Below are 26608 nucleotides of genomic sequence, written 5' to 3' on the forward strand. Positions count from 1 at the left end.
CTATCTGTCAGCGGGAAATAGGCGTGTAGAGTTCAAGTTTATCCATATCCACAATAAAACCATGTGTTTTTAGAATATCCAGTCCGAGCAGTCCCTTATGCGACTTGGGAAGCATGCCAACATCGACCTCTATTTTCTCTGCTTTTAGCTTATCAAGCTGGATGTAGTCCATAACTTTCGTATAAAAAGGAACGGTACCACCGATGCCATACGCTTCATAAACGGGATCCCCATTTTCATACGTTACTCCAATAGCTTCCAAAGTATCAGGGTTAAAAACAGTATGTGTAGAGCCTGTATCAATAATAATATCGGTAACCTGCAACGTTTTCCCACGATAACAAAGAGTGATTGCAGCAGTCAGGAGCTGTCCGTCATAATTCATCTTCATGAGCCGCGTCTCACTCTCAATAGCGGATCCTTACGCAAATGGATAATACAGTCCTCATTGGAAGTGTGATAAACAATACTACCTGGCTCGGCACTAAAAAATGCCTTGTTTGCATCTAATGCGGGAACTGCTCGTATTGGGGCAACTTCCGTCACGATTTTTTTATCTTCTTGCTCGGTATAATCGAGTATGGAAATCAAAACAAATTGGTCAGGGAACAACTCTCTGACTTGTTTCCATTTCATCGTTATATCACTCCTACTGTCTACTGTCATTCATGTCTTTATTTTACCATAAAAATTCATTTCGCATTGGTAATACCGATAAATGATTTATCGGGAAGTCTACTTTAATTATAAAATACATCGACTGAGAGGAATTGCTTATAATTGGAATCAATTATCTGGACCGAAAAAAATATTTAAATCTTATTTCATTTATTGAGCTAAATCGAAATCCAATCGATTTCAATAATAGGCTGTATTTTTATTATGCTTTTGTGTATCTGTTCATAACCATATTAACCATAGTACCACTAGGGTTTTTCTGTTTCTCGGAAGAAAACTTCTTCAAAGAAGCAGAACCAGAAAATTATTTATTATTGCTTCTATCGTCGAGTTGTTTTAGGTTTCATATTCTTTTGGGGATTATTAAAATATATTGTTCCATTGTTGCCTTATTATTTGTTCTACGCTTCAAAAAATTCTTCTTGGTGGGAGGTACTTATCAACTACCTAGCTTTCTCAAAAGAGTTACATTCGAGTGTATCAGGAAAAGAACTATGTTGTAATACGTGATAATCAAAACAATATACACAACATTTTCACTGACCAAATTACCTTAAAACAATACGTCTCCAACCCAAGTAATGTGGATCAGCGTCACTTTGGCATAGCTAATGAGAGAGGTCTGGAAGAAACTCTTCAACATCCCCAGTAATTGATCTTGTTTTTCTACTATTACAAGCTATTCTTTCTGACGTTTTGTTTCCTTCTTACGGTCGCTAACCTTCAATGTTTGTCACCATTTGTAAGGATAAGCATATAAAAAAAATAAGACAGCATATCGCTATGCCGTCCGGATTAGGTTGCTATGTTAGATTTGTAATTCACCAAGCTTGATTAGCTCGACAACCGCTTGTGAACGACCTTTTACGTTCAGCTTTTGCATGACATTCATCGTGTGTTTTCAAGCACACAAAATTATAGTTGTCCTAAAACGCTATAAACATCCACCTCGCCCGCTCGATCCACTTCGATTTTTTCAATAAGCCGCAGCAGATTCATCCGGGTCTTATCAACTTCATCATAAGATTCAATTTCAGATAGGTATTTTAGCGTCTCTTGCATGTCTGCCTTTAATTGGCCTCTATTCTTGTGCTCGTCCGCTGTCTTGCTTAATGATTTAATTTTCCGTTCAGAATCCGCGATCTCTTCTTCATATTGGCTTTTCTCATAGTCGTATTGATCTTGTGTGATTTCTCCAAGCATACTGGATTTTCTTATCTCGAATAGGAATCTACGATTGTCCGCAATCGTTTTTTCTAGTCGTTTAATGTCCTTGTCAAAGTCCCTATTGGCATATTCGGACGTTTCAGACGCTTCATCAGTAAACCCTTCGAGATTGATTTTACGATTCAAGCGTTCAATAATCCCGGCTATTATTGTATCTCGCGTATCCTCGTACGGTATCCACGTATTATTAGAGCAACCCTTTTCCCCCTGCCTTCTGCGCTTGCTGCACATAAGGTATCTATAGCGCTTCGGTTCTTCTGTCTTACTCAGCTTCTTTTCGCTGCTCATTGTGACCATAGCTGTTCCGCACTCTTTACAGAAGATCATTTTCGAGAAGACATTGACAAAATCTTTGCGACCTCCCCGCTTTCCACCGCCGCGAACACCTCGTATCTGTTGTGCCTTTTCGTACAACTCAGGACTAATAATAGCCTCATGCGTTTGAAAGTCAGTTTTCTCCCACAACGTATTATCACGCTGTACAAGCTTTTTTCTTCTATTTTGCATGTCATTCAAGTCTTCATAAACTTTTTGAGTTTCCAGCTTACAAAACGTCAGGTACCCTGTGTAATTCTCATTTTGTAATATGCGTTGAACCGATGAAAGACCCCAAATTCCGCCTTTAGGACTCGGCAGCTCAAGTACATCATTTAGATAATTGGTTACTGCTTTCTCGCCCATGCTTTTGTTGGCGTACAAATCATATATTTCGCGAACGATCTTAGCTTCTTCCGGCACGATCTCTAACGATTTACGACCATCGATGGTAACTTTCCTATAACCAAACGGGGCAATGCTGCCAGTGAAGTTCCCTTTCTTTGCTGATTGTCTAATACCGCGCTTTACAGAGGTGCTTGTCGTTTCTGATTGTTTTTGGTTAACAGAGGATATGATGGTGAAAATCATTTCGTTATCTTCTTTAGCGGAGTCATACATGTCTTCGATAGATACAAGCCGGATGCCTAGTGCATTAACGAGAATCCGTTTAAGTGAAATAGCATCCAATGTATCCCTACTGAACCGGGATAATGAAGCAAAATATATCGTGTTAAACTCTCCTTGCTTCGCATCTTCAACCATTTGCTGAACGTCTTCCCGTTCAATTATGTTCGTTGCCGTTCCTCGATCCAGATAAACCTTGTGTATTGCAACGCCTTCTGTCGCAGCATTCTCGCGTATCAACCCTTCTTGATGTTCAGGGCTGTCCTTCTGTGATTCTTTAAGAGTAGAGACGCGGACATAGGCCCGCGCCTCTTCTTTAGCATTTTTATTTTTCAGCATAGGTACACGTCACTCCTTGGCATGGTTACGCAATAATTGTTTAACCCCTATTTTAATGCTTGCACCATGCTTTGCCAACACAGAATTTATGTTCGGCTCTATAGCATTTATGATTACTTCTAAAACGTCGCCCTCAACAGGAATGAAGTTCACTTTGACAACAACTTTTTTCTTCTTCGGTTCTTTCTCCATAAGCATCACCCGCTATTATGATATGACGAGAGGCAAGTCTAACTTGCCCCTAATCATTGCTTGTTTTCTCAACCGCAATATCCAGAGTGAGAGCCAGCTTATAAAATGCCTTCCATCGTATCTTGGAATAAGTGCCCGCGCTTATCGGAGGATTGAAACGCTGCTGATAAACGACCCAATCATAAACGTAATCCTCTTTCATGTATCGTTCCTCGATTAGCAGCCGTTCCTTTGGATGCAGCCGTCTTACCGCCCGTTCCAACCGTTCGCAATAGGCCCACCGCGCTGCCGCCTTATCGACGTTATGAATAGCTATGTTTGCCGTTTGGTCGCTCGTCGTATTAGTCGGCCCATGGAAACGCTCGTTATACCCGGCTGTTATGCTGGCCTCTCGCTCGTCTAGCGTGATTGTATTGTATAGTCGATATTCCTCTAAAGCCTGCTCGACTGCTGCCTGCGTCATTTCCCGATCTAACTCAGGAATCTTAAAGCTCAGTTGCAAGGTGCTTCACCCCTTTAATGGGTGCGCCCCAGCCGGAGCCGGAGCGCTTATGTTTATTTGAATAAAGATATGATGCCGTACCATACCAATGCATTATATAGCAGCAACGCCGACCAAACGCCGATGAATTGCCAGTTATAGCGACTCATTATTCAAGTTCTTCAAACTCGGCTTCGGCTTGATCCGGGTCGCGTTCTTCTTCCTCTTCATCATCCATGCCGCCTTGTCTGAACTCGTCCATGCTCATTTGAGCAGCGGCGATCGTCAATACTACCGACGATCCAGCTTTCTTATAGAACTCAAACGTCTGCGCTGCGGAGCTGTCGCCCTTTACTTCAAAGTCGATGATCGTTTTCTTTGCATCCTTGGACGATTTGTTGAATGCTGCCTTAAGTTCTACGTCAAGACCTTCGATGCTCAAGATAACAACCTCGCGAGTCATGGCGTTCAGCTCCGGGCGCTTCTCGTCATCACCAGTGACAAAGAACTGAACAAGTTCCTTTTTCGAATCCTTCGTTTGCTTGTTGAATTGAGCTTTGATTTGAATTTTCATATGGTCATATCCCCTTAAAATTAGTTTTTAATAAATTTTTAACGTCTCGGTTTTTCCCAACCATTGAGAATTGCTTCATACTCCCAATAGCCGTGGATAACCCCATCATAGTTATTGTTCATATCCTCCACTCGACTTTTAATGGCGCAAGCACCATTAAACACGTAGCAGCTCTTTAAGGAATCAACATCTTTATATGTGACGGAAACTAATTTCTCGCCCAACAGTTCTGCGGCTTTACTGTACCCGCCATTCCACCATTGACCGTGGCACTCAATGACGTCGCCATTATCAAGCTTGATGTCGAATCTCCTCCCGCCGAATGCTTGAAAACCTGGTGATGGACGATCGTATACATAGCAGTTAACAAAGGTGCATGTGCTATCCAATCCGATAATAATATTTCCTTCGCGGTAGTAAGTGAACTCAACGGGATTATCCAGTACATAGGCAACCCCATCGTTAAATTTAACAATTGCTTTAACAGCGTTCTCCATACCTTATCACCCTCCCATGTATTTACGGATTCAGACCTGTTCGTCTGTGAAAGCACGTGATATACTACCAATAAATACCTGTAGGCGGTGTTCATGATGTCCGATTATAAAAAGATTGAAACCTATAGAAATATTCCAATTTTACAGTATGAATCAGAAGATGGTTACCGAGCTGATCTTGGCACTAAACGTACAAAGCTGGTTCCCACTATCCAAGATGCTAGGAATTTAATCGATTTCTACCACTCTCCTCCATATAAATGGGACGAGTGAAGTCCCTCAATATTCAGTGAATGTTCATCGCTTCTATTTTCATAATTGCTTCAAATATTGGATAAACTTGCGCCGGCACCACTGCGTTTCCGAGGGCCTTTAATCTGCCTACCCGATGTTTAACGCCTGTCTTTACTCGCGGCGGCTCCCAATCGCACTGTTGTTGTCCTCGTCCGGCGGGCCATCTAAATCCGTCCATCCTGGCGGAAATCCCATCAAGCGCTCCACCCATTCGGGATTGAGCTGCCCGGATTGCTCGGATACGCACATCGACAGTTCGATTTGTTTCCCCTTTTCGATTCTCCTTTGAATCGCAGGACTTGATAAGTTCCCCCTGTCTCGATTGTCTGAGGCATTGGGAGTCGGCCACATCCGAACAGCCCCCGGTAGTCCATTTCTCGGATCGTCCGAAATGTTCCCGCGCTTCTCCGCGTCGTTCGCTCTCGGCGTTGGCCAAAGTTTGACTGCATCGTTCAGGTTCGGTGTCCAGCCCTGCTCCAGTTTCCGTAATGATCTCGGACCATTCGGTTTGTCGCCCGATCGATAATCTCTCGCTTGGGGCGTTGGCCACATTTCTGCTTTCCATTCCGATATGTCCGTCCTCAAACTCCGACTCTGCCCCCCACCGTGGCTCCCTACCGCATCCGCAGCATTCGGTGTGCTCCACATTTTGACTTGCGAATGCAGGTCCGGCGTTCTCCTCTCTCGCTCTGATTGACAATCCCCTCGAATCGATGCTTTCGGCGTAGCCCACAATGAATACTCGGTCTCGTCTATGTGGGGCGCCGACGGCAGCAGCCGGAATAATGAACGGTTTTGCGGTGTAACCAAGGTCTTCCAAGTCAGAAAGCACATCGTCGAGTCCCAAAGAGACGTGCCCAGCAACATTTTCTCCAACAAACCAACGGGGTCTGATGGTTTCAATAAGTCTGCGTACTTCCGGCCAGAGGTGGCGGTCATCATCTTTGCCTTTTCTGTTCCCGGCATGACTAAAAGGCTGGCAAGGGTATCCTCCGTGAATAAGGTCAATTGTCCCGATTCCATCTGCTTCTAACCTCTCTTTCGTAAGCTCACATACATCATCGTAAATAGGAATGTCCGGCCAGTGCTTCCGAAGCACCTTTTGTGGGTATGGCTCCCTCTCACAAAATGCTACGGTTTCAATACCAGCCCAATGAGCTGCTATATCTAAGCCAGCAATACCTGTAAATAAGCTAAGTGCCTTCATAAATCACCTCATGTTCTTCCGTATTCAAACGGTGTTCAGTCTTCCTCAGATTCTACTAACACCTTTGCAGCTTCCCACTCTGCTCCGCAGTTACGGCATACAAGATCGTCTCCCGATTTCGCGGGACCAAATGGGCTATCGCAAAATTTACATTCATAGTGCATTCCAGTACCCCCAAGTTCCTCAATATTCAGCGAATGTTCATAGATAAACGATCTGATCGTAACCCTGGTTAACTGCCCACATTCTCACCATTTCTATGTCGTTACCTTCGCGCTCATAAAACTCTTTGATGTCTTCTCCGCTTTCCTCGTCAATGACTACCCAGAAGCGTTCTCCATCCCGCAATTCCAGTTCATCAATAGAGCATCTACTCATGCATATTGACCACCTATCCATCACAGTGCACAATGACCGCTGCATTCATTAATAAAATCGTCGTCGAATAAGTCCATCTGATTTTCGTTCAAGTCCACCTCTTCGAGTGGACGGCATGACTTGTGAAGGTAAACCTTACCTCGCATCTGTCTTAATCCATACTCATGCAGTGCTTTTTCGAGATCCACAGCCTCCTGCCACTCCTCTGGGCTATGGCGCTTGATTTCAAGCCAAGCACGATCGTTATGAAAGGGGCACCCGATGCATGCTGACTTTGGAGGAATCGGATAACCGTTCCTTTCTAGCCAATTCATGCAATCCAATCGATTCATCCTTTTTTCAATAAGCGGATACCAGAGCACTTCCCACTTATTTCTGCTTGTCTTCATCCGTTCGACTTCGTCTGTGGATATGCCGAGCCATTTAACGACCGATTGCGGCTTCATACGCTGTCTCGGCCTCAAGCCCAAATGCGATCGCACCGCCTTATAAATAGCATCAATCTTGTACTCGTCTGAGCAACCTCTTGGTATAATTCCTTTCGACCCATCCGCTTGTTGCACATAGTAGGGCATGTTTGCTGTCCTTGTTTTCCATTGTGCCGCTCGTAAAGTATCGGTCCGAATGTTTCCGTTCGAGGCTGTAATGATCTCAACCCCGAATTGTGACACTGTCTTTTTTAGCCATTGTACGTGGTTGTACACCTTCTTCGGCTCCCAACCTGTATCTGCAAATATAACAAGATCGGGCTTTGTTTCGAATTCGCCATGACAGGCCATCAACAGCATTGTGGTTGACTGTACGCCAGCTCCTAAGCTAAGGACGTTTAACTGTTCCATTTATTCCTCCTCATGTATTTCCGTATTCATTCAGATACTTGATCCTCAACAAGCCGCAATGTCCGAGCGTCGCCGTAATCCCAATCAAGAATCCCTTTTTCTTTCAACCTTACTAAATGCCCATGCGTTGTAGATTTCGACTGCAACCCCACAGCATCAGTTATTTGTTGCACTGTTGGCGGATGTTGGTTGCTGCTTATGAAGGAAGTTATGAAGTCCAATATTTGATCTTGTCTTTTAATCACGTCCACCTCCCTTTTCCCTATTGGCCTCTCATCGTGCGGATTTAGCGATATATACTTTGTACCGTTTACCAATCTCAATTTTCAAAAACCCGATGCGCTGATAACTTATGCCTGCTGTCTCCGCAATCTGGCGCAACGTCTTGTGATTCATTAGCCCATGCAACACCCATTGATGCCGCGGTTTCAGCGTTGCTATAAATTCCTCGACTATTGGCATCGTGTAATCGTCCGTTGTGCCATGAAGGTTGTAGAAGCCTTCTTTATGATCAGTGTTTGCGACGATGGCATCCGATGATATGGCGGAGAGTCTAAGGTACTCAAGTGCCTTCTTTGCCCTGTCGATTGGAACGTTATACTTCTCAGCGATCCACTCAAGCGTTTGCTCTGTCTCCTGCCGTCTATTAATTGACAATGCTAGGTTGACTACATGTACAGGACTACGAAAGGTTGTCTTCAACGTCAGCTCCCGCATCATGTATCCAAGAATTGTTTTGTAAGCATAGGTTGAGAACGTGTTCCCCTGAGACTCGTCAAACCGTTCAGCTGCATGCATTAAGCCCATGCTTCCGACTTGAACAAAATCATCATAATCAACTAAAGTAGTACGAGTTTTAAACGCCATCTTGGAGGCCAAGTCTTTGACAAGCCCCATATTATCAAGCACTAATTGCTCCTTGTCTTTCGCAAACGTCATCTTTTAAACAACTCCTTCCCCCGCATTGTTGGCTTGCTGCTTATCCGCTTTTCCCGTCGGAGCAATTCGCCTTGTGCCGCTGCTTTGTCAACCGTCGAAGCTTTTTCGTCATTAAATGCAATGATTACTAGCTGCGCCCTCGTTGCTTTTCGCCAGTTCATGCAATGTCCTCCCGTCGTTTAAAGCTCCTAGAAGCCTGCTCTTACCTTTCATTTTCGTAACCACCAATTACATTAAGGTTAAAATAAAACGCCGACTGTGGGCTTTTCTGTACGCGAGCGAGGCTTCCGTGCTGGCGTCGTTCCCAAAGCTTTTGCGATAGCCTTCTCTTTCGCCTTTTTCTTTGCTGCGGCCTTGTCTGCTTTCTTCTCGACCATCGGTTTAAGCACCGTCTTTACAACCTCATATTGATAATCCGTGAAGTTATGCTCAAGCTCGTACTGTGTCACCGTTGTGGCGTATGCGATTTGTGCCAGCACATAAGCATCTGTAACGTTATTGCTGGCGTGGTGATAACCCCATATTTCATACACGCCAGCGGCAACCGTCGCTTTGCTATCCATTTTCTTGCCGTCTGCGCCTTTCCTGTGCCGCGATCCATCGCAGAACTTCTTGAGCGCTGTTGGTGCTACGTCATGAAACTTTATGTTCCTGCGGTATAGGGCGCCTCTTATGCCGTATGCCAGCCCCCACATAAAGCCTACGCCTTGCCCTATTGCATTCGTTGCCGGAGACTCGATGCAAATCACATCGTCAGGCAGCAAGTGATCCATAATTTCTTGAATCAGCGTTTCCATGCGCTTCGGATCAATGTCACCGACTCCCGTCAAATCTTTCTGCTTCATGACGTTTCCGCGCTCGTCCAGAGCTACAAACCCCGTTGTTGATGCTGGGTCTATTCCTACATACCTTTTCATTCCACGTCTCCCCTTTGCGAATTACTCCGTCATTCCTTTGCCATGCTGGCATTAAGAAAACCTCACCTATGACCTCTCCTTGCTCGTTGCGGTGTATCTCCCACGGTAGCGGCTGGAAGATCGGGTCAACGTACCGAACCTTCCGAGGCTCGCGCTTCACCTTCAACCCCTCCGGCGTTGTGACTTCGTTTTGCGGTAGCTTAAACGCCTGATTTGTTTACTGCGTATGGCTCTCAACTTTTCAACCTCTAACTGCCAGAGGTGCAGCTCGTTAACTAAAGTTGTCTTCCCATTCCGCCGACCGATTGAAAGCCAAACCATCTTATCAGGTTTATTCGCCAAGTCTATTCCAAAAACTTTTTCTTTTAACCGTTCAAGAAATCCCATTTACCAACCATCCTTTCGCTATAGTCTCCGAGCAGCTTATCAATGCGGTTGTAAGCCTGCATATATCGCGCTCGTTCTTCATCATCTAGTAGCGGATCGCTTAGTTTCTTAGCCCCAGCAACCAAACGCGCAAGCAGTTCTTCATATTCCTGGTATGTCTCGATGCGGTTAGGAAGCGGCTTTGCCATGGTGACTCCTATCTATGTCGATGAATTTTCCTACGTTCTTTTGGAAGACCATCTCCACCGTGCCCGTTCCAACGTTCCGGCCCTTGGCAATGATAAGCTCGACAACGCCCTTTTTCTGGCTTTCCTTGTCGTAATAGTCGTCCCGGTACAGGAATGTGATAATGTCCGCATCCCGTTCAATACCACCCGATTCCCCAAGGTCGGACATCATAGGCCGCTTATCCTGTCGCTTCTCCACATCTCTGCTTAATTGGGATAAGGCGACCACTGTCACGCCGAGCGTCCGGGCGATTAGCTTAAGCTGTCGTGAAACATATTCGACCTCTTCGCGCCTGCTGCCGAACTTTCGCCCGCCGCCAATGATTTGGATGTAATCGACGTAAACAACAATCGAGTCATGCTTCTTCTTGAGCTTCTTAACCTCGCCCCGAATGAACTGGACGGTCATGTCCGGCTTATCCGTGATGTATATCGGCAAGCGATCAAGCTCGTCCCGCGCTTCGCTGTATCGTTTCCAATCGTCATTGTTGAACATACCGGAACGCATCTTCGTACTATCCAAATGAGCGAGCGCGCATATGAAGCGCTCGGTTACTTGAATCTCTTTCATCTCTGCGGAGAAGATCGCAGAAGCTACACCGCCACCTGTTGATGTTCGAATTGCGTCACCGACCATCGCCGCTGTTTTCCCCATTGATGGGCGAGCTGCGATAACTTCATAATCCCCGACTTGGTGCCCGCCAGTTAAGCGGTCGACTTCCCGGCTTATTGTCTTAGCGCCTGTCATGCCCTTTTTGGTTCGCCGCGCTTCCAGCTCCTTTGTATGACCGTCGAGGGTCGAACCCATATGTCGAAGCCCAGCGTCCTCATTCTTGATTGCCAACTCTTGCAATTCTTCGAGTTGTGCTTGTGCTGCGGCAAGCCGTTCCTTGACGTCTATCACGCCCGTTTTCGTTGCTTCGTACATAATCCGAAAAGCTTCTGCTGTCTCTCGCTGTATGTACTCGTCGCGAATGATTGCTTGGTAACGGTCGAAGTTGTCAACGGTCGGCACCGATCCGGCGAGCTGTGAAAGATACGAAATGCCGCCTATCTTCCCAAGGTTTGCGCCAGAGCGCTGGGCCATCATGACAAGATCAATCGTTCCCTCAACTTCGTAGTTGTCGATCAATGTTTCGAGAATGAGCTTATGACGTTCGTCCGCTGCCATCTCTGACGGTTGAATATAAAGATCGTCAGTACGTTCGGGCGTTTGGATCAATGCGCCGAGCACCGCTTGCTCAGCTTGCAGGAGTGCGTTCATTCTTTAGCACCTCGTTTCCGTTGCAGCAATTCCTTCGGCGGGTCTACTGCATCCCGTTCCCATTGGTCGAGCTGGTCAAGGCGTTCAGAGGCTTCCAGCAATAACAGCTCGCCGTGCGTTGTGCTGTCCGGCTCCGCTCTCATGATGTCGGCTATCGTCGGGAAGAAGGTCGACGAACTGATATGACGATGTAAATTCCGCAGCGCCGTTTCTCCATCAAAGATGGCAAGCATCTCTAACCATGGCTGGAATAAGTGAGGGCTTTGCCGAAAGTTCGGCGCGCTATTCGGGTAAGCCGCTGCCGCCTTCGTCAATAGCAAGGTTATCTGCTGCCTGTCCAAGCCGTTCACCCCCGCCAAATTGTTCTCTGAAAAATTCCATGTTGTCGTCGAACTTAGTAGCCTTGCCCGCTGCCAATCCTTCGGGATCGACTTCCCAATAGTCCACATACCTTTTCTGATTGAGGTATGTTGAAGGATGGGGTATAAAGTTGACCTTTGTATCCAGAAGCTTGCACGTCTCTGCATAATTAACCGTATTGCTGATAATGCGCTCCGGGTCAAAGCTCTTTTCCCTGGACAGTTTCGTCCATGCTTTTAAGGCTGCTTGCTTAGAAATCCTTCTTGGATATACAGAGTAGAAATAATCAAAATAATCAAACGCTGGTGTATTATCTTTAAAGATTATCTTTAAAGATTTAATATCTTTATTTGGGGTCACTATTGCACCCCTCAAAGTAAGGTCTAGAGGGTCAGTGTTGCACCCCTCTAGAGGGTCACTATCGGAACCCTCAAAACTTAATTGTTGAGGGTCACTATCGGAACCCTCAAAGTTACCTTTAGCAGCCATTGCCACGCCCTCCCATTCGTCGTAATTCTTATTGAAAGCAAGCTTGCGAGCGTCTTTATTCGTGGCCTCTTTTGTCACGATTAAAACTTTTGCTTCTATTAGATAGCCAAGCTCCTTCTTCATCGTTCCGCGAGATAGCCCCGTCGCTTCCTGTAGATAAGTAAGAGCTAATGCGTGATCCTTCCGCTTGTACCCGTAAGTCATGCGCCAAACCTTCATAATGATTCGCAATTGAGCGCCGTTGAAATTGAAACGGCATATGTTGTCGAGTATTTCGTGAGCAATAACGGTATAGCCGTTCTCCTTCTGCGGTTTCGCCATTGCTGCACCTTACGCGTTTTCGGCGTGGAACTTGGTCACAAAGTCGGTTACTTTATTCGCTAAATCTTCATGGAGTTGTGGTTCGGCGGGATCACTCCACCATTTCATAACAAGCCCGTAAACACCCTCCCGCAGCCGTTCCTCTTTCGACTTCTCGACCGTGTAGCCATTAATCATGGCAGTTGCGATTAAATTGCAATCCACATGAGAGTTAACCCAATGCCATGTGCGAGGAGAAATCCCCGCATTATGAACAAAATCATGAATAGCGCTGTAGAACATTCCTCGATTAGCTTTTAATCGAGCTTTTATATCGTCCGCAACGTACTGTGGCAGCACAACCTTTGCAGGCGCCTCATGCTTCTTGATCAATTCCAACATAGACATGTTTTCTTTTTGAAGCTGCGCGACGTTCTCCGTCAGCCGATCCACATTCTTTTCTGATTGCCCAAACTTGGCAACAACCTCATGCAGCTCGCTTTCGATTGCTTCAACATGACCGATAAGCCCTTTAACAAGCACGCTGCCACTTTCATAGCAGCCATCTTCCATCACACGTCTTTTTACTAAATGAAAATCCCGATCCTTCATGCGTCCCATTTATACGACCTCCAAATGATAATGATTGCCTTCGATAAAACCTTTCGCCTTCAATGTTCGCTTAACTGTAGCAAGCGCCAGCGCTGGCATATTGTTGTTACTGCTCATGTGGGTTAGTAAGATTCGTTCACCTTTACCGCGCACCAGCAGCGCCAGAGCAGCTGCGGCAGCTTCGTTTGACAAATGTCCTGTATCGCTCAGTACCCGACGCTTCAAGTCGTCATGATATGGGCCATCGTTCACCATATCAATATCGTGATTGCACTCGAAGACATAGACGCTGCTGTCCATCATGGCCCCGATCATCTCACCCGTTACCTTGCCCGTATCCATTAGGACGCTCACCTTTTCGCCGTTATAGTCGGTGACTGTATAGCCGACAGGCTCAAAAGCGTCGTGATGGACAGTGAAGCTATTGACGAAAAGGAATGATTCCGAGAAGACGTCAAACCCAATCGGGCCGCTTACATCTTTACCGCTTTCCAGCCTGTCCAGCGCCTTAAGCGTCCCCTCGCTGGCATAGACAGGAATCTTGTACTTGTCCGCAAACGCTACACCCTTACAATGGTCTTTATGCTCATGAGTGATAAACACACCATCTATCTTGGTCGGGTCAATGCCGTTTTCGACTAGGATTTTTTCGACCTTCGTCTTAGGTAAACCAATGTCTATCAGCACGCTTGTTTGTTCATTTCCGATCCATACGCAGTTAGCTTCCGAGCCGGACGCGAGAACCTTGACGTTCATCATTCTATTGGCTCAAGGCCGTCGTTCTCTTTTGCTTCTTCCACCTTGATCAACAGCGTTTTGAGAATTCCTTTAAGCTCGGCAAGTGTGTGTTTGTCTTTCTTCGGCGCGTATTCGGTAGCGAGAATTTTTTTCTGCTCATCCTTATTCGTGACGCCTAACGTTCTGAAAGCTCGTACAATATCGCCCATGACGATTACCATATCATTCACTTGTGCGGCTGGCGGCTTTTCTTCTTCCGGCTGCCCCCGTTCCGGCTCTAGCTCTTTAATAGGTTCCGAAGGCGGCGTAATGTCGCGGCGATCATACGGGCTTACATTGTCGATTGTTTCCCCCTGTCCGGCTGCTTCGTCTTCGGCTACCTCGATACCGAATTGACGTTTAAACGCCCGCTTGATTGCGTGTTTCACGATCATATCGTCGTAATAGTTCTTCCACATTTCACCGTTGCGACCCTTAAGCAAATGTTCGACTTGATCGTTAGTGATGATAACCGCCATATCTGGCGCATTGTCACGGTAGGCCACACAATAAGCGCCGATCGTCTTCCCGCGTTGCAAGGTTTTGATTTTGTGAACTGGCTCACCCGTAATCATGTCAATTTCGAACTCATCGTTTTCCTTGACCTCAGAAGCGCGGAAGCCTTTGTATTGTGGGTTTTTCTTTGCAAGGGCTACGATACCCTCGACGGCTATTTGAATGCTCATTACAGGGCCGTCTTTGCCGTTGTAAGTAATGCAATAGATTTGATTAAGGAATGGATTAAGGCCGGAGCTTACGCACGTTTGGACGAAAAGCGCAAATTGCTCATTGCTTGTACCCTTTGCGATTGTGCCTTTAATTGTGTCTAACTCGGTTTGCGTAAAGCTTCCGACAAGAGCCTGTGTATTGCTTGCTGCCAATTGATTTGTCATTAATTTTCGACCTCCGTTATGGTTAATGGTTGATCCGCGACACGGCACTCAATGAGCTGGCCTAGCGGCTGCTTGTATTTCAGGATGCTTTCGGCATTATCCAAGAACATAGGAGCCGCGATGCCGCTTTGTTTTGTAAGTACTTCAACCAGCTCCAAGCCTGCTTTCACGCTCTCAGCTCTCGACAGTTTGCGGAATGGCTTCCCGTCCTGGTAGACCTCGAAGAATGGCTTGTCTGTCCCGTCAGCGTTGTACTGCTTAAGTTCAAGCTTGAGAGTTGGGAATAACTCTGCGATCTTTGCCGCCATTAGATGGGCTTCCGCAGCCTTAAACGACTTGATTGCTTCTAGGATCAACACGGATTCATTGTGACTGTCACGGGCCTCCTGCTCTTGCTTCTCTGCTGCTGCGAGCTTTGCAACTAGTCCAGCTTGTTCATTCAGCTTTGTTATTTGATTTTTAATATCGTGCCGTTTGTTGTGAAGAGCTTGGAAATCCGTCGGGTCTGGATCGGGAATAACGAGTTCGTCCAGCTGCTTTTTTAATTCTTTATGCTTGTCAACGAGTTCGGCATAAGCAGTCTTTATATTCGTTAATTCAGCTTCAATATGAAGGTGGACATTATTTTTCGTTTCCTCATTAAGAGGTTGTTTGCAGGCTTCGCACTCTTCTGCAATTGGCGTCCCTTTCACCTTTGCATGATGTTGCCTCATAGCATCGGCTTTGAACTTCACGCCTTCAATATCGTTCTGTAGTTTGTTATATGATTGTTGTGCAATGGCGTTTGCGTGATCTCTTTTGTCAGCTTCTTCTAACTCTTTTTCAACGGCAGTGAGTTCGGCTGTAAACTTTTCGATAGCATCCTTGTCCACGTTCGGAGCTTGGTTGACATCATCACGAATCGCCTTGACTGTGCCGGATAGGATTAGCGTCTGCTTGTCCTGCCTGTTCTTGTTGTCGCGGTGCTTCGCTTCAAGATCCGCGAGCTTTGTCTTCTTTAGCAGGGGTGTGAGTGTGTCGAGATACAAATTAGAAAGTTGTTGCAGCACGGTTTTTTCAGTCGGCGGCGTCACGTGCTTTAGAAGCTGTGCTCTTTGTTCCTCCCACTTCTGTGTGAAGAAGTAAAGCGGATTAAATAAGGACAGGAAAAGCGATTTGTCGAACAATGATTCGATAACTTCTTTGAAGATCGTCGCTTTCTGCGGAACGTCGTTGATGTAGTAAAGCATGCTGCCGTTTTCGATCATGCGAGTAATTCGCGTTTCCTTTTGGTCAACCGACAGTAGTAAGTGAACTTCGACGCGATCGTACTCATAGTTGGTCGGCTCTGGCGACAGCGCCTTAATTAACGTGTTGCCCAGCGTATCAACGCCGTACAGCGCCCATGTGATAGCTTCACCGATGGATGATTTGCCAGCGCCGTTTTTTCCGAGGATGCGAGTTATTTCATGAAGCGCGAATGTGTTAACTCCTTTGTAACTTTTGAAGTTCTTAAGCGTTAGTTCAGGTATGGAAATTTTCATTGTCGTGGATACCTCCGATTAGTTTTTGAATACGGGTACGCCGTCGATAACTTGGTATTTTTTCGGCGCTTCTTCTCCGGCAAAAGCCTCCTTGCGACTGCGGTTGATGATGGACAACAGATGATTAAGTTCATTCTCGCTCTGCGCTGCTTCATCGACCCGCTTTTCGAGCAGCGCGTTCTCATGCCTCAGTTCGTCAATCGTTTCTCTTAGAGCTGCGTTTTGAGCTTCCAAGCCGTTGATGTAATCCGACACAGCACCCAAGGCTGAATGGATCGACGCTTGTTTAGCTTGCGGCTGCGGCTGGATGTCCACCGCTTTTATGGTTGTTCCGTCCTCGCGCCTAGGCCTAATATTTTTGAACTGACGTTTAGCTGCTGCCGCCGTCCTGCCAAAATCCGCTGCGTATAATTCAAAAGCTGTCTCATACGTAGCGCCTTGATTAATCACGTATTCGACTGTCTTCAAAAGATCGGCGTTTTCTTCGTCCGTCCATCCTCTTCGTTGTGTCATGCATTAAACGCCTCCGTTCTAACGATGTCGTTTGTCAGTTCGGCTATTTCGATTTCAAGAATGTTTTTGCCAGCATCGTGAACTTGTCCGCTTAACAAAAATCTGTGAAGGTCGTTTAAATGCGTTACCGCAGCCGAATTATTATTGAAATTGAGCAAAGCCCGTAATTGATCAGCCTCTTGAGGTTGTAAATGATCGGACAATTCAACCTTTACTTTCAACCGAAACACCTCCGCTTCATGTATGGTTTACGTAATTGTTGGTTACAATAAAGGCATGGAGAAATAGCCCCATTCGAGCAAATGGAAATATAATGAAAACAAATGCTTGCGTAAGTGCCACTTACGGTTTATAATTACTTTTGTGAGCAAAACTCACATTTCGATAGTACTGCAATACGTTCATTACCTTGAATTAAGTCAGGCCATAAGTCGTAAACGTCAGTTTCGAAGTACATAGCGAAAGCAAACATTTTCTCGATACTCGGATTAGATCGACCAGCTTCTAAAGCTCGAACCGTGGTTTCAGTAACCCCCATATCAACAGCTACTTGGGTTTGGGTGCCCTTGGCTATACGAAGTTCTTTAAACCGTTGGCGCGGTTTAAAGGCTCTTGGTTGCGCGTTCTTTTGCAAATTGTTTCACCTCCTTTTTTTGGGGTAACCACAATTTAACATGTAACCAGTAATTACGCAAGTACTATTTTCGTAAGTGGTGGAATAAAATAATATACTCGGTATTTGAAGGGGATAAAACAATGAATACACTAGGACAAAGAATCAAAGAACTTCGCACGAAAAAGGGATGGGCGCAAGACGAGCTTGCGGAACGCATGGGGATGAACAGAGTTAATATATCTAATTATGAGCTGGACAAAATCAAAAACGTGCCTAGTGAAACGTTGAAAAAATTCGCGGACGTATTCGGGGTATCTGCCGATTACTTGCTTGGAAAAACCGAAAACTCCGACAAACCTGATTCGGAGTTTCTTCAACGGCTAGAACTTTCTGAAAAGGATTTGCTCAATCAATATACTATCGTATTAGACGGCAAGGAATTGACCGAGGATGAGGCGCGTTTCGTCATTGCTTTTCTGCGGACAAACCGCCAATTGAAGAACTGAGTTGCTCCAAACCTTCTCGCAAGGTGTTTAGGTCTTCCTCGGTTATTCCGGCTAGTTCGTTAACGATGATGATTTCTTTTTGAATAATGAGCACCCCTTAGTTAATGTGAATTATGAGAGAAGTATAGCACATAAAATGCGAACAGGATACGAACAGAAAGTCGAACAAGCTAGAAAATTTTACGACATGTCTCGACAAAGAAGGAGGAATAATGTCGAATGCACTTCTCCCGTGGGAGGTGCCTGCTTTCATACTGGCTCCATAAAAGAGGGTTAACCCAAACGGAGTTATCGCGCCGAACTGGATGGTCAGAAGCCACGCCAGATGCTGGATGGACAAGGCGTGTTATATCTTTTTGGTGCAACGATGAACGCCTTATGAGTGTTGAGGCGATGTATACCGTAGCAACGATTTTAGACATCAAGATGGAGGAACTTTATCGTTGGAAGCTTGAAGCCAGTGAAAGCAGGCGGATGCGGGAATAGCCGCACTCCCCCGGAACGTTTGGTACTTATACGTACCGAATTAAGGCAAGACTTATTAACCCTTCTGGCGATTTATAACGCTATCCACATCACTTTGCATAACCTTGAATGACCTCACCCCGACGTCATACCGCCCGGCCCCCACGATCCAAACGAACGGATATATCTTTTTGTCCCGCGGTTGCCACTCTGCTTTTTCCCAATCCCCACTCAAATAATGAGCCTCATATCGATTAAGCTTCTCTGTCATTTGCTTCTCCGTATATACGCTATTCTGAATCTCGACATAAAACGGCGTGTTCTTCCAAATCACGAACGCATCTGGCTCCGGCAGTCCCTTCCCGCCTATCTTCGGTTCAACTACAAACGTTCGCGGCTGTTCGTACTTTCGTAGCTGCCTGTAAAATTCTACGATAGCTAGGAAATGCCCAATCTTCGCGCTATCCTTCTTAATACTCGGATTAGGGAAATACAGATATTTTCGCCGCTCTTTTGATACCCCTATGACGCCATCCCGGCGCAGGCGCAGCAAAGCCTTGTTCGCTTCCGTAATTCGATTCTTAACCGTATGGAAGTGCAGCTCCGCTACATCGTCGCGTGTCATGCAACGGAACCGCACTAAGTCAGCAACAATCGCCTTATCCCTTGTAATCAAAACGGTAGCCCTCCTAACTCGAAATCATCGTCCTCCGCTTCCTGTGCACCTTCCTCCTGCCCTTCTTCCTCTCCCTGTTTGTATGGCTCCAACAATTCGCGAGCCTTCGGTATATCCAAATATGGCGCCTGCACGAACCGCAAGCCATCGAGCTTATGAATCATCAATCCCTTTTGACTTTGCTTAATGTTGGCGGCTTCTCCGCTGCCGATCGTAATGCGGCTATTGATCTCGTCAGCATGCCGGAACGCCATTCGAACCGTTAGGTTGTTCTTGAGCTTGCCGTCGAGAACGTCGGCATCTGGCCTTTGCATAGAAAGAATCAGGAACACTCCAAGCGCCCGACCTATCGCGCTTATCTCTTCTACAATGTCCATGCACTCATGCTTTTTGAGCAGCGACACTTCATCTATCGCGAGCACGATGTAGTTAGGCCGCTTCTCGTCTGGGAGATCGTCAATGTGCGCTAATCCCTCCTGGTCAAGTAAGTCGCCACGCTTCTGCATTTCCTTTCTAAGCTTAAGCAATATTCGGTGCAAGCTTACTGCGTCCATGACCACATCGACCGCGATGCCACGGAATAGGTGGAACTCCGAGCGCTTCAAATCCGCGCAATACAAATCCATTTTCTCGGTGCTGCGGATCAATGTAGTTATGATGGATCGGAGCGCCACGGACTTTCCGCTGCCCGTCTCCCCAGCCACAAGTAAATGTGGGTGTTCAGTCATGTCGTAAGCAACGCCTCCTGTCCGGCCCCGCCCGACGTAGATCGGCAGCCGCAGCCCCTTGATCGTTTCAGCAGCTTCCGCTGTGTCATAATCAAACATCGATATGCCTTCCCGGTATACATTTAGTGCAAATGTTTTAACCGTACCGCTCAGCTCGATATGCTCCCCGAACACTTGCATAAACAACCAATCGTGGTCGAATACCTCTTTCGGATTCATGCCAGTAGGCACCGTGAAAACGATCTGTTTGCGCTCAAGCGACACGGAAACGCGCTGCACCTTCGGATGAATGATGATTTCCTTTGACGTCTTCCCAGCTCGCCGCGTTACCTTCTTTCCTAACCCTCCGGCCCGAAAAGCTTTGTGGATGTCCCGGCGCAGCTCCGTTTCCGGCATGGTGCTGTAAGCCGTCCAAGCTACGTAAGAGCTTGCCAGTACGCCCGCAATCTTGCTTACTATTACTGCACTAGTTCCAATCATCAGCATGTACCAGTACCCCCGATATATTGCAGTATTTAATGCTGTTCTTACTCTATTAATTACTCGATTATCAATAGTGCATTAATACAAGCTAAAAGAGTTGATGTGACTATATTTTCAGATTTGTTTAAAGTGTACGAAGAATTAAGAGAATGGAGAAAGAAGAAAATGAGCGAGAGGGCGAGCGACAGCGTGCCCAAAAATCCAACAAATATACACTCCGCCTAAAAAAGAAATTCCAACCAAAGCCCAACCGACAACATCAGAGAGAGGAACGGCCCTTGTCATACGCTCACCCCGAATGAGCGAGCAATATAACGCAGCCCAGCCCACCAAAACTCCATAGCAATATAAGCGCATCCCACGTAAGCAACGATTTTAATAAAGACCACTTTTCCTCCATGTCCGTTTTCCTCCATCAGCCTGCCTATAATTTCGCTGCTAATTGCAATGCCTGCAATCTTTAAAACTGGCTCTAAATAATCCATGAACCGCTCACTCTCCCTTTGTCGTTTACTGCAAATGAACTAGTGCAGTAATTGGATTTGTTAAAGGATATGTCGAACGGCTTGCCTGTGTTTCCTAGTTTGATGAATAAAGTTTTCATAGATTGTCCACACTTCTACTAGAGGGGTGTGGTGAATATGTTCGGATTAGGGAAGCAAAGAACTAAATTAGGGAGGTATATTGATAAGAACGGGATCACTCAAGGATGGCTGGAAAGTAAAACGGGTTTGAACAAAAATTCAGTGTCCAAATTGTGCGGCGATGATTCATATGAACCACGTCCGAGCACGGTTCAAAAGGTCATTTCATCTCTCCGCAAACACGGTCACGACGTCCGGGCAGACGACTTTTGGGGATAATTTCCGAAACCGATAGGCAAAGCAGGAAGTATATAGTAAAATATCTCATAAATAAGGGGGTCATTTTACTTGAAGAAAAGTTTATTACTATCATTCATTTTGATCATTTCTCTTTTGTCGGGATGTAGTTCAGCAGCTAATGAGGAAAAAAAACTAACTGCTGGTGAGCAATTATCACTGGATTATGTAAATGTATTTCTTAATGGTTCTGATCTGGATGCGAAAAAAAAGTTTGTTGAAGAAAAAGTACACAACGACGTTAAGCCGGTATTTAATCTGGCAGCTGCTGCTGAAACGGCAGAAGAAAACAAACTGCTTAATCCTAAATTAATTGAATCAATTGAGTATGAAGAAGAAGGCGTAAAGGGATCGGTTAATTTGATTCACGCTGATGGTGACAAGGAAATTATCATGATGATTACAGAAGGAAAAATAATGTGGGGTTATACATCAACAGACGAAGACGAACAAACTAAAGTAGCATTTAACGAATTACGTTCTAAATTCAAATAAAACAACAAAAAGCCCCCGACCAATTAAGGTCAGGGGCTTCTTCTTTGCTATGGGATGCTTTCCCACGCGACCGATGCTTTCGGATTTGATAAAAATATACCATATCATTCCAACACAGACAAGCGTTTTTATTGTTTTGCCTGTCCGCTAACTCTCCGCAGTTCATTCGCCAGCCGCTTAAACTCCGCCCGACTAACGCCATCGCTTGCCGCCATGTATGACGCGGATAGAAATGCGATGATCTTATTTGCGTCAGATTGCGCTAAAAGTTTCGTCAATTCGTCTTCCTCCTCTTTCAGAATCTGCGGAACTAACTTTGCCGCGACCGCTGCTTTGAACGCAGTCCAGCCCAACCATGTGCCTTTGTTATACATAAGTCGCGGGCATATCTTGCCGTTCCAATCGTAATGGCGCCGCAGCCGATCTACTCCCCATCCTCGAGCCTTGAGCATGTTTGCTACCAGCTCCGCAGCATTGTCGAGTGTCTTGGCATAGTTGCCATTCTCGCAAATTTCAATGCCGATTGAAGTGCGATTACCACTCATCGATTCATTGCCGTCACCAGCATGCCAACCATTCTCGTTAAGGGGCAAGCACTCAATCGCACCGTGCTCGTCCACCGCGATATGGTAAGAGGCCACCCGGCTATTCGATGGATTTGTAAGCCATGCACGTTCGTTCTTGGCCGAGCTTGTCGGATTGCCTGTGTTATGAATCGTAATCGTTGTTGCGTTCAGCGCGTGGCCCGGCCTGCGGTTGAGTGGCGTTGTCTTCGGAATGTGATCAATCGTATAGTTAACCACCGTCCTTTTCCTCCCCAGTAACGCCGCCACGCTGTGCCGCCCGCTCAATTTTCTTATTCAATTCACTGCCTACCCATTTGAGAATAGCTTCAAACACATTCAGCGGCAGCCAGTTTCCCCAGCCTGCCCGGATTGAATTGGCAATCATCGATTGAATAATATGATATAAAAGACCGGCAGTGAGTGCACCGAACAAAATCCCCGGCAGACTAAAAACCACGTCAAGCAAATGGCCCCCTGCTGGCAGCGCGAGCATGAACACAGTTCTGAAAATACCATCAATGCCATAGGAGCTGCCGTAACTGTTATCCTTTTTAGATGCACGGATGCCGCTTATCCAATCCATCAAAATAAAAAACGTCAGTGCGATCATCGAGGCATACACGGCTTCACCTGCTCCATAAGCAAATTCAAATACTGGTACTAATATAGCTCCGATTGTTGTAAAGCTAAGTTGAACCTTGTTCACGTTGTTCCCTCCCCATAATAAAAGGCCCCCGCTTTTGCGGAAGCCCCTATACAATACCTTCATGCGTGAATGTCTCGCCCGTTATCTCTTCGTACTGCACATCGGTTATCTTGTTCGCCTGCACGAAAACTGCGACATTATCTTTGTTGTAGCGATCATTATCATAATAGCGCTTGACCAGTGTAAACCAATCCATTACAGCACCCCTTCCAATACTAAAGTAAGCATCAAGTCAGCTTGCGCCTGCTCCGATTGATCAAGGCGAATATTTGTATTTGCGACTTCAAGAGCCATCATTGCATTTTCAGCTTCTAGTTGCTCGATCCTCAATTGATCCGGCGTCTTCGGAACCTCCGGCAATGGCGGCGTGACTACGTCAATATCTGCGGATAAGAATTTTCCAACCACGTCAACGAACACAATTACGGAGCCGCCGTTTACATGCGAGTACCAAATAACCTTTGCTGTTTCTGCATCCTCAACTATGCAGCTCGCGGACGTTTCAGGAAGCTCTATGAACTCCACGCCGCCCATTGAAGCGCTCAATAACTTTCCTGTCGAAATCTCATACTCAATCAATAACATACAATTCGCCCCCTAAATTAGATAAGCCGCGACATTCGCAAACGGATTGTCGTATACTTCCGTGCCACATAAAGTCACGTTCCTTATATACCCTGTGCTTCCTGCTTGTATTTGGATGTTTACAAAATCGCCTTGAGTTACTACAACTTCAAGATCGAACGAGAAAGCTGAATAGGTTTGGCTTGTCGTTTGGACGAATCCTGCTTGTCGGTCGCCATTTACATAAGCTGCTATAGTAGTTGATGAACCCACCGTTCCACCCGCCTTGTATTCCCCTTTAAGGCGATACTTCCCCGTATGTTTGACGGTGAAGCGTTCGACAGTGACGCTTACGCCTGTAGCTTTTTCTGTTGGCAATGACATAATTACCGTGTCGCTAGGAACCATGAACGTTTGATGTAGTGCCACCCACGGCGTCCAAACTCCAATAACCTTTGTTCTCGTCCATGCTCTATTTGTCGAAAATTCATAAGCTGTTTGTCTCGCCCAATTCACGTCTAATTGAATGTGATCTATAAAAAAGTCCGTCGAAACTATAGGGGTGTTCGTGCAAGTAGCGTTTGCCCAAAAACGCCCGCTAACAGCTATGTCATTAACGTTTGTGCCATTTCCAAGCGTGTTCGTTTCATTGCTAACCTGTGTCCAAGCCGTCCAAGTGCCGTTTAAATTACGCCTTGTCCATATACGGTTATCCGCTCCGCTATACGCCACTTGCATGCAGTAGACAGAAGACGTCCCGCCGTTGATGTTAATGACGTCTACATAGAAGTTCAAACCAGCAAGTGGTAAATTGGTAGGCGTGGTGCAATAATAACGCCCCGTAGCCGTTAATGTATTTAGGTTTGGACTAGCTAGAATCGTTGTATTCGCCTTGTCAGCGTTAGCGGCGGCGGCTTGTATCCCGGTCTCTAGCTGGTTCATAGCGGCGGCGTTGATAGGAGTTCCCGCTTGAGTAATCGTCCCTGGCTTAGCTACAAGAGTTACTTCTGACGCGGTCTCTCCTGTTTTGGTGTAAAGATTCGGGGTAGCTACCGCTCTGTCTACCCAAACTCTAGGCGTGTAAGCCATTTATATAATTCCTCCCCCGTCCCCGCATATTGTAGCTCCGCAGTAGCGAAAGCTTTGATACACGATCAGACCATAGTCCATAAGTAATTTAATATTTTGCTCGATCCGGATAGCGTCGAGATTGTCGAAGCCTTTTCCAAGCGCCCAAACCTTTTTAGCCTGGTAGTCCGGCGGCGTGAGGAACGACAGCCGCATCGTATCAATGTTATTCTCGATACGGTTGATGCTGGTCAGCGTATCGACATAGGTTTGAGTCCGATTAGTGACCGACGTAAGTGCGGGTATTGTATACTGGATGCTGTTCAAATACGAAACAACCTCGACAATATTATTTTCAATGCGGTTCCAATCTGCTGCATTGATTCTGTCCGAGCTAGCCCAATCCAGTTTAGGAGCAATCCACGCCATTAGTTCACCGCTCCTTTTGCCTCTGTGCGAGCCTGCAAATACCCCTCGTAATCGATTTCCGTTTTGGTTATCATCGCCGTCATGCTGCTGCCGTAGCTGTTTTCAATGGATATCACGTCACCCAGTTCATACGATGGGTCTCCCCGCCAATTCGCTGAATACTTGGCTCTGTACTGCCTCTGTGCAAGAATCCAATTTGCGACCGTTAAAGCAGCGGCGGACGAATTGATCAAAGTATTCTCTTCTAGCTTGAGAACTTCGCCGCTGTCCACACCTGCCGCCGTGACTGTCGATGTGCCGGACGTTTCAAGGGTAGTCCAATAATTAACATCCACACGCTTCACAACGCCCTCTAGCTCAATCTTAGGCTCCGTGTACATGTTATCGAAATCAAGACCAGCAGCCGGAGCACTGAACGCCACCCGCTTGAGCGTGATTACATTGTCGCGGGTTACGAATATATTGCAGCAACCAGCGATAGCAACCATTTGAATAATCGTTCGACAATCCGTTTTCTTAACTAATCCGCTGGTCATGACGCTGTTCAATGCCGGGTCAATACTAAAGTTTTTAATGCCACAGTAATTGAAAACCAATATAGCTACTTGCGCGAGGGTCGCCGTTGAAGGGACTAAACTTTCCATGAAATAGTTAGCCATCAAGTCAAGGTTTGTCCGAGCTGTAAACGACGCTAGCAATGAACCTTCCTCAGATGCCCACTCAGAGAGCAAGTAACGACCAACAGGCACGAACTCGAATATGTTTGGCGCGACCTCGAAGCCGATCTCGGCAACGACCTCTTGCCGCTGCTGCAAGTACTTCACATATCCGGCTGGGTTTAAAATATTGAAAACGCGGTCGCTATTATCAACAGAGAAACGGAACTCAGGAGAAGGAAGCGCCCCGCTCGTCATGTCCATCTCTTCGACCATGTTTAATCGAATAATCTCGTTGTCCGTGTACAATCTCACGTAACCAAAATCAACCTCAAGCACCCGCGCCCGGCGATTGCCTACACTCCATTTGTTGATTGTGACGATTATCTTTTTGTAGTTATCAAACGGGCCGAACAAGGGGTACAGGGCCAACGTATTTCCTGTAACGTCAACGCTTTTGATTAGCGCGTTCGCGGCGTTATAGGTGCTTATGTTGAAGTCGGTCGCGTACTCATTGTTAAACTGGTCAAACGTCACCGTAATGCCAGCGCTTGAGTGCAGCCCACCGAATGTTATGGCTATCGTTCGAGCTGGCGAGAATACGCCATCCGCTCCGCATAAGGCATTGGAAACATAACCCGTTTCGCCATTGTTGGCAGGCAGTGCGTCCGGGAAGGAGAATGTACCGTCAAGTCGGAAGCGATCCTGCTCAAGCGTGGCAAGATTGTAAGAGGCGATTCGCTTCTTATTTATTACTTGTGCCTTTTGGCTCAAATTGGCATGCTCTGTCGTTACCGTGTTATCAATGACGTCAGCAACGGCGGATACGTCGGAAATGTCGAACATGACGCGAGCGGTAGCGTTGCGAGTGGATGCATAGCCCGCATCTTTGAAAGCCTGTGATGTTGGGTACATGCGCC

General features: G+C 46.3%; 38 protein-coding genes and 1 pseudogene. 3 read left to right on the forward strand and 36 right to left on the reverse strand.

Annotated features, from left to right (window positions below; all coding sequences use genetic code 11):
* Positions 1 to 7: 7 nt before the first annotated feature.
* From A7975_RS13840 to A7975_RS13955, 26 genes and pseudogenes are all read right to left on the reverse strand, one after another.
* Positions 8 to 391 carry a retropepsin-like aspartic protease gene (locus A7975_RS13840; RefSeq protein ID WP_053377274.1) on the reverse strand — a complete coding sequence of 128 codons (384 nt, stop codon included), beginning with the start codon at positions 389 to 391 and terminating at the stop codon, positions 8 to 10.
* On the reverse strand, positions 388 to 636 hold the full coding sequence (locus tag A7975_RS13845) for a hypothetical protein (RefSeq protein WP_065385466.1): 249 nt from the start codon (positions 634 to 636) through the stop codon (positions 388 to 390). Before A7975_RS13845 ends, A7975_RS13840 begins: the two co-directional genes overlap by 4 nt.
* Positions 637 to 1486: 850 nt before the next feature.
* Positions 1487 to 1576 (reverse strand): annotated as a pseudogene (locus tag A7975_RS33075) (helix-turn-helix domain-containing protein); the annotation flags it as partial.
* A 17-nt stretch (positions 1577 to 1593) separates the two neighbouring features.
* Entirely contained in the window at positions 1594 to 3186 is a 1593-nt protein-coding gene (locus tag A7975_RS13850) for a recombinase family protein (protein WP_065385467.1), read from the reverse strand.
* A 9-nt stretch (positions 3187 to 3195) separates the two neighbouring features.
* On the reverse strand, positions 3196 to 3378 hold the full coding sequence (locus A7975_RS13855; protein ID WP_065385468.1) for a hypothetical protein: 183 nt from the start codon (positions 3376 to 3378) through the stop codon (positions 3196 to 3198).
* 49 nt (positions 3379 to 3427) lie between these two features.
* Positions 3428 to 3880: an ArpU family phage packaging/lysis transcriptional regulator gene (locus A7975_RS13860; RefSeq protein ID WP_369688923.1), complete on the reverse strand. Its 453-nt coding sequence runs from the start codon at positions 3878 to 3880 to the stop codon at positions 3428 to 3430.
* Positions 3881 to 4028: 148 nt separating this feature from the next.
* On the reverse strand, positions 4029 to 4433 hold the full coding sequence (locus A7975_RS13865; protein WP_065385469.1) for a hypothetical protein: 405 nt from the start codon (positions 4431 to 4433) through the stop codon (positions 4029 to 4031).
* 38 nt (positions 4434 to 4471) lie between these two features.
* Positions 4472 to 4930 carry a hypothetical protein gene (locus tag A7975_RS13870; RefSeq protein WP_065385470.1) on the reverse strand — a complete coding sequence of 153 codons (459 nt, stop codon included), beginning with the start codon at positions 4928 to 4930 and terminating at the stop codon, positions 4472 to 4474.
* Between the two features lie 286 nt (positions 4931 to 5216).
* Complete coding sequence (locus A7975_RS13875) at positions 5217 to 6431, reverse strand: DNA cytosine methyltransferase (protein ID WP_065385471.1); 1215 nt, start codon at positions 6429 to 6431, stop codon at positions 5217 to 5219.
* Positions 6432 to 6632: 201 nt separating this feature from the next.
* Positions 6633 to 6809 (reverse strand): hypothetical protein, encoded by a 177-nt coding sequence (locus A7975_RS34150; protein WP_176707727.1) that lies wholly within the window; start codon positions 6807 to 6809, stop codon positions 6633 to 6635.
* A 20-nt stretch (positions 6810 to 6829) separates the two neighbouring features.
* Entirely contained in the window at positions 6830 to 7648 is an 819-nt protein-coding gene (locus A7975_RS13880; protein ID WP_065385472.1) for an adenine nucleotide alpha hydrolase family protein, read from the reverse strand.
* Positions 7649 to 7674: 26 nt separating this feature from the next.
* Positions 7675 to 7893, reverse strand: a complete 219-nt coding sequence (locus A7975_RS13885; RefSeq protein WP_176707728.1) for a LexA family protein — start codon at positions 7891 to 7893, stop codon at positions 7675 to 7677.
* Between the two features lie 28 nt (positions 7894 to 7921).
* Positions 7922 to 8587, reverse strand: a complete 666-nt coding sequence (locus tag A7975_RS13890) for a sigma-70 family RNA polymerase sigma factor (RefSeq protein WP_065385474.1) — start codon at positions 8585 to 8587, stop codon at positions 7922 to 7924.
* Positions 8584 to 8748 (reverse strand): hypothetical protein, encoded by a 165-nt coding sequence (locus A7975_RS34155; protein ID WP_176707729.1) that lies wholly within the window; start codon positions 8746 to 8748, stop codon positions 8584 to 8586. The genes A7975_RS13890 and A7975_RS34155 overlap by 4 nt, the downstream gene beginning before the upstream one ends.
* 78 nt (positions 8749 to 8826) lie before the next feature.
* On the reverse strand, positions 8827 to 9504 hold the full coding sequence (locus tag A7975_RS13895) for a RuvC family protein (protein WP_065385475.1): 678 nt from the start codon (positions 9502 to 9504) through the stop codon (positions 8827 to 8829).
* A gap of 365 nt (positions 9505 to 9869) precedes the next feature.
* Entirely contained in the window at positions 9870 to 10079 is a 210-nt protein-coding gene (locus A7975_RS13905) for a hypothetical protein (RefSeq protein ID WP_065385477.1), read from the reverse strand.
* The gene (locus tag A7975_RS13910; protein WP_065385478.1) at positions 10060 to 11382 is read right to left on the reverse strand and encodes a replicative DNA helicase; all 1323 of its coding nucleotides are present in this window, start codon (positions 11380 to 11382) and stop codon (positions 10060 to 10062) included. Before A7975_RS13910 ends, A7975_RS13905 begins: the two co-directional genes overlap by 20 nt.
* The gene (locus A7975_RS13915; protein ID WP_141680294.1) at positions 11379 to 11723 is read right to left on the reverse strand and encodes a hypothetical protein; all 345 of its coding nucleotides are present in this window, start codon (positions 11721 to 11723) and stop codon (positions 11379 to 11381) included. Before A7975_RS13915 ends, A7975_RS13910 begins: the two co-directional genes overlap by 4 nt.
* Entirely contained in the window at positions 11665 to 12552 is an 888-nt protein-coding gene (locus A7975_RS13920) for a replication protein (RefSeq protein WP_065385480.1), read from the reverse strand. The genes A7975_RS13915 and A7975_RS13920 overlap by 59 nt, the downstream gene beginning before the upstream one ends.
* Before the next feature lie 9 nt (positions 12553 to 12561).
* Positions 12562 to 13152 carry a DUF1642 domain-containing protein gene (locus A7975_RS13925; protein WP_065385481.1) on the reverse strand — a complete coding sequence of 197 codons (591 nt, stop codon included), beginning with the start codon at positions 13150 to 13152 and terminating at the stop codon, positions 12562 to 12564.
* Positions 13153 to 13902: an MBL fold metallo-hydrolase gene (locus A7975_RS13930; protein WP_082198187.1), complete on the reverse strand. Its 750-nt coding sequence runs from the start codon at positions 13900 to 13902 to the stop codon at positions 13153 to 13155.
* On the reverse strand, positions 13899 to 14813 hold the full coding sequence (locus A7975_RS13935) for a RecT family recombinase (protein WP_065385482.1): 915 nt from the start codon (positions 14811 to 14813) through the stop codon (positions 13899 to 13901). Before A7975_RS13935 ends, A7975_RS13930 begins: the two co-directional genes overlap by 4 nt.
* Positions 14813 to 16336, reverse strand: a complete 1524-nt coding sequence (locus A7975_RS13940) for an AAA family ATPase (RefSeq protein WP_065385483.1) — start codon at positions 16334 to 16336, stop codon at positions 14813 to 14815. Before A7975_RS13940 ends, A7975_RS13935 begins: the two co-directional genes overlap by 1 nt.
* Positions 16337 to 16354: 18 nt before the next feature.
* Positions 16355 to 16849: a hypothetical protein gene (locus A7975_RS13945; RefSeq protein ID WP_065385484.1), complete on the reverse strand. Its 495-nt coding sequence runs from the start codon at positions 16847 to 16849 to the stop codon at positions 16355 to 16357.
* Positions 16846 to 17070: a hypothetical protein gene (locus tag A7975_RS13950; protein WP_065385485.1), complete on the reverse strand. Its 225-nt coding sequence runs from the start codon at positions 17068 to 17070 to the stop codon at positions 16846 to 16848. Before A7975_RS13950 ends, A7975_RS13945 begins: the two co-directional genes overlap by 4 nt.
* Before the next feature lie 134 nt (positions 17071 to 17204).
* Positions 17205 to 17483: a helix-turn-helix transcriptional regulator gene (locus A7975_RS13955; protein WP_065385486.1), complete on the reverse strand. Its 279-nt coding sequence runs from the start codon at positions 17481 to 17483 to the stop codon at positions 17205 to 17207.
* Between the two features lie 122 nt (positions 17484 to 17605).
* On the opposite strand from A7975_RS13955, the gene A7975_RS13960 reads away from it, so the two are divergent.
* Together A7975_RS13960 and A7975_RS13965 are read left to right on the forward strand one after the other, a co-directional pair.
* Positions 17606 to 17971 (forward strand): helix-turn-helix domain-containing protein, encoded by a 366-nt coding sequence (locus A7975_RS13960; protein WP_065385487.1) that lies wholly within the window; start codon positions 17606 to 17608, stop codon positions 17969 to 17971.
* Between the two features lie 219 nt (positions 17972 to 18190).
* Entirely contained in the window at positions 18191 to 18457 is a 267-nt protein-coding gene (locus A7975_RS13965; protein ID WP_065385488.1) for a helix-turn-helix transcriptional regulator, read from the forward strand.
* A gap of 55 nt (positions 18458 to 18512) precedes the next feature.
* Here A7975_RS13965 and A7975_RS13970 read toward each other — a convergent pair whose 3' ends face one another.
* The 3 genes from A7975_RS13970 to A7975_RS13980 all read right to left on the reverse strand — a co-directional run bounded on the left by A7975_RS13970 (position 18513) and on the right by A7975_RS13980 (position 20808).
* A complete protein-coding gene (locus tag A7975_RS13970) occupies positions 18513 to 19112 on the reverse strand; it encodes a replication-relaxation family protein (protein WP_065385489.1) in 600 nt (199 codons plus the stop codon).
* On the reverse strand, positions 19109 to 20326 hold the full coding sequence (locus A7975_RS13975) for an FtsK/SpoIIIE domain-containing protein (RefSeq protein WP_065385490.1): 1218 nt from the start codon (positions 20324 to 20326) through the stop codon (positions 19109 to 19111). The genes A7975_RS13970 and A7975_RS13975 overlap by 4 nt, the downstream gene beginning before the upstream one ends.
* A gap of 278 nt (positions 20327 to 20604) precedes the next feature.
* Positions 20605 to 20808, reverse strand: coding sequence for a hypothetical protein (locus A7975_RS13980; protein ID WP_065385491.1), 204 nt, complete (start codon positions 20806 to 20808; stop codon positions 20605 to 20607).
* Between the two features lie 447 nt (positions 20809 to 21255).
* Here A7975_RS13980 and A7975_RS13990 point away from each other — a divergent pair, with 447 nt between their 5' ends.
* A complete protein-coding gene (locus tag A7975_RS13990; protein WP_065385493.1) occupies positions 21256 to 21699 on the forward strand; it encodes a hypothetical protein in 444 nt (147 codons plus the stop codon).
* Between the two features lie 128 nt (positions 21700 to 21827).
* On the opposite strand, the gene A7975_RS13995 is transcribed toward A7975_RS13990, so the two are convergent.
* From A7975_RS13995 to A7975_RS14020, 7 genes are read right to left on the reverse strand one after another with little or no spacing between them, the layout of a single operon-like run.
* On the reverse strand, positions 21828 to 22502 hold the full coding sequence (locus A7975_RS13995) for a peptidoglycan recognition protein family protein (RefSeq protein ID WP_065385494.1): 675 nt from the start codon (positions 22500 to 22502) through the stop codon (positions 21828 to 21830).
* A complete protein-coding gene (locus A7975_RS14000) occupies positions 22495 to 22971 on the reverse strand; it encodes a phage holin family protein (RefSeq protein ID WP_065385495.1) in 477 nt (158 codons plus the stop codon). Before A7975_RS14000 ends, A7975_RS13995 begins: the two co-directional genes overlap by 8 nt.
* A gap of 46 nt (positions 22972 to 23017) precedes the next feature.
* Entirely contained in the window at positions 23018 to 23167 is a 150-nt protein-coding gene (locus tag A7975_RS33080) for an XkdX family protein (RefSeq protein ID WP_082198188.1), read from the reverse strand.
* The gene (locus A7975_RS14005) at positions 23167 to 23556 is read right to left on the reverse strand and encodes a hypothetical protein (RefSeq protein WP_065385496.1); all 390 of its coding nucleotides are present in this window, start codon (positions 23554 to 23556) and stop codon (positions 23167 to 23169) included. Before A7975_RS14005 ends, A7975_RS33080 begins: the two co-directional genes overlap by 1 nt.
* A 12-nt stretch (positions 23557 to 23568) precedes the next feature.
* A complete protein-coding gene (locus A7975_RS14010; protein WP_065385497.1) occupies positions 23569 to 24624 on the reverse strand; it encodes a pyocin knob domain-containing protein in 1056 nt (351 codons plus the stop codon).
* Positions 24625 to 25032: a hypothetical protein gene (locus A7975_RS14015; protein WP_065385498.1), complete on the reverse strand. Its 408-nt coding sequence runs from the start codon at positions 25030 to 25032 to the stop codon at positions 24625 to 24627.
* Positions 25032 to 26603, reverse strand: a complete 1572-nt coding sequence (locus A7975_RS14020; protein WP_065385499.1) for a hypothetical protein — start codon at positions 26601 to 26603, stop codon at positions 25032 to 25034. The genes A7975_RS14015 and A7975_RS14020 overlap by 1 nt, the downstream gene beginning before the upstream one ends.
* Positions 26604 to 26608 lie beyond the last annotated feature (5 nt).

This window comes from Bacillus sp. FJAT-26390 (assembly GCF_001682865.1).
GTDB lineage: Bacteria > Bacillota > Bacilli > Paenibacillales > Paenibacillaceae > Pristimantibacillus.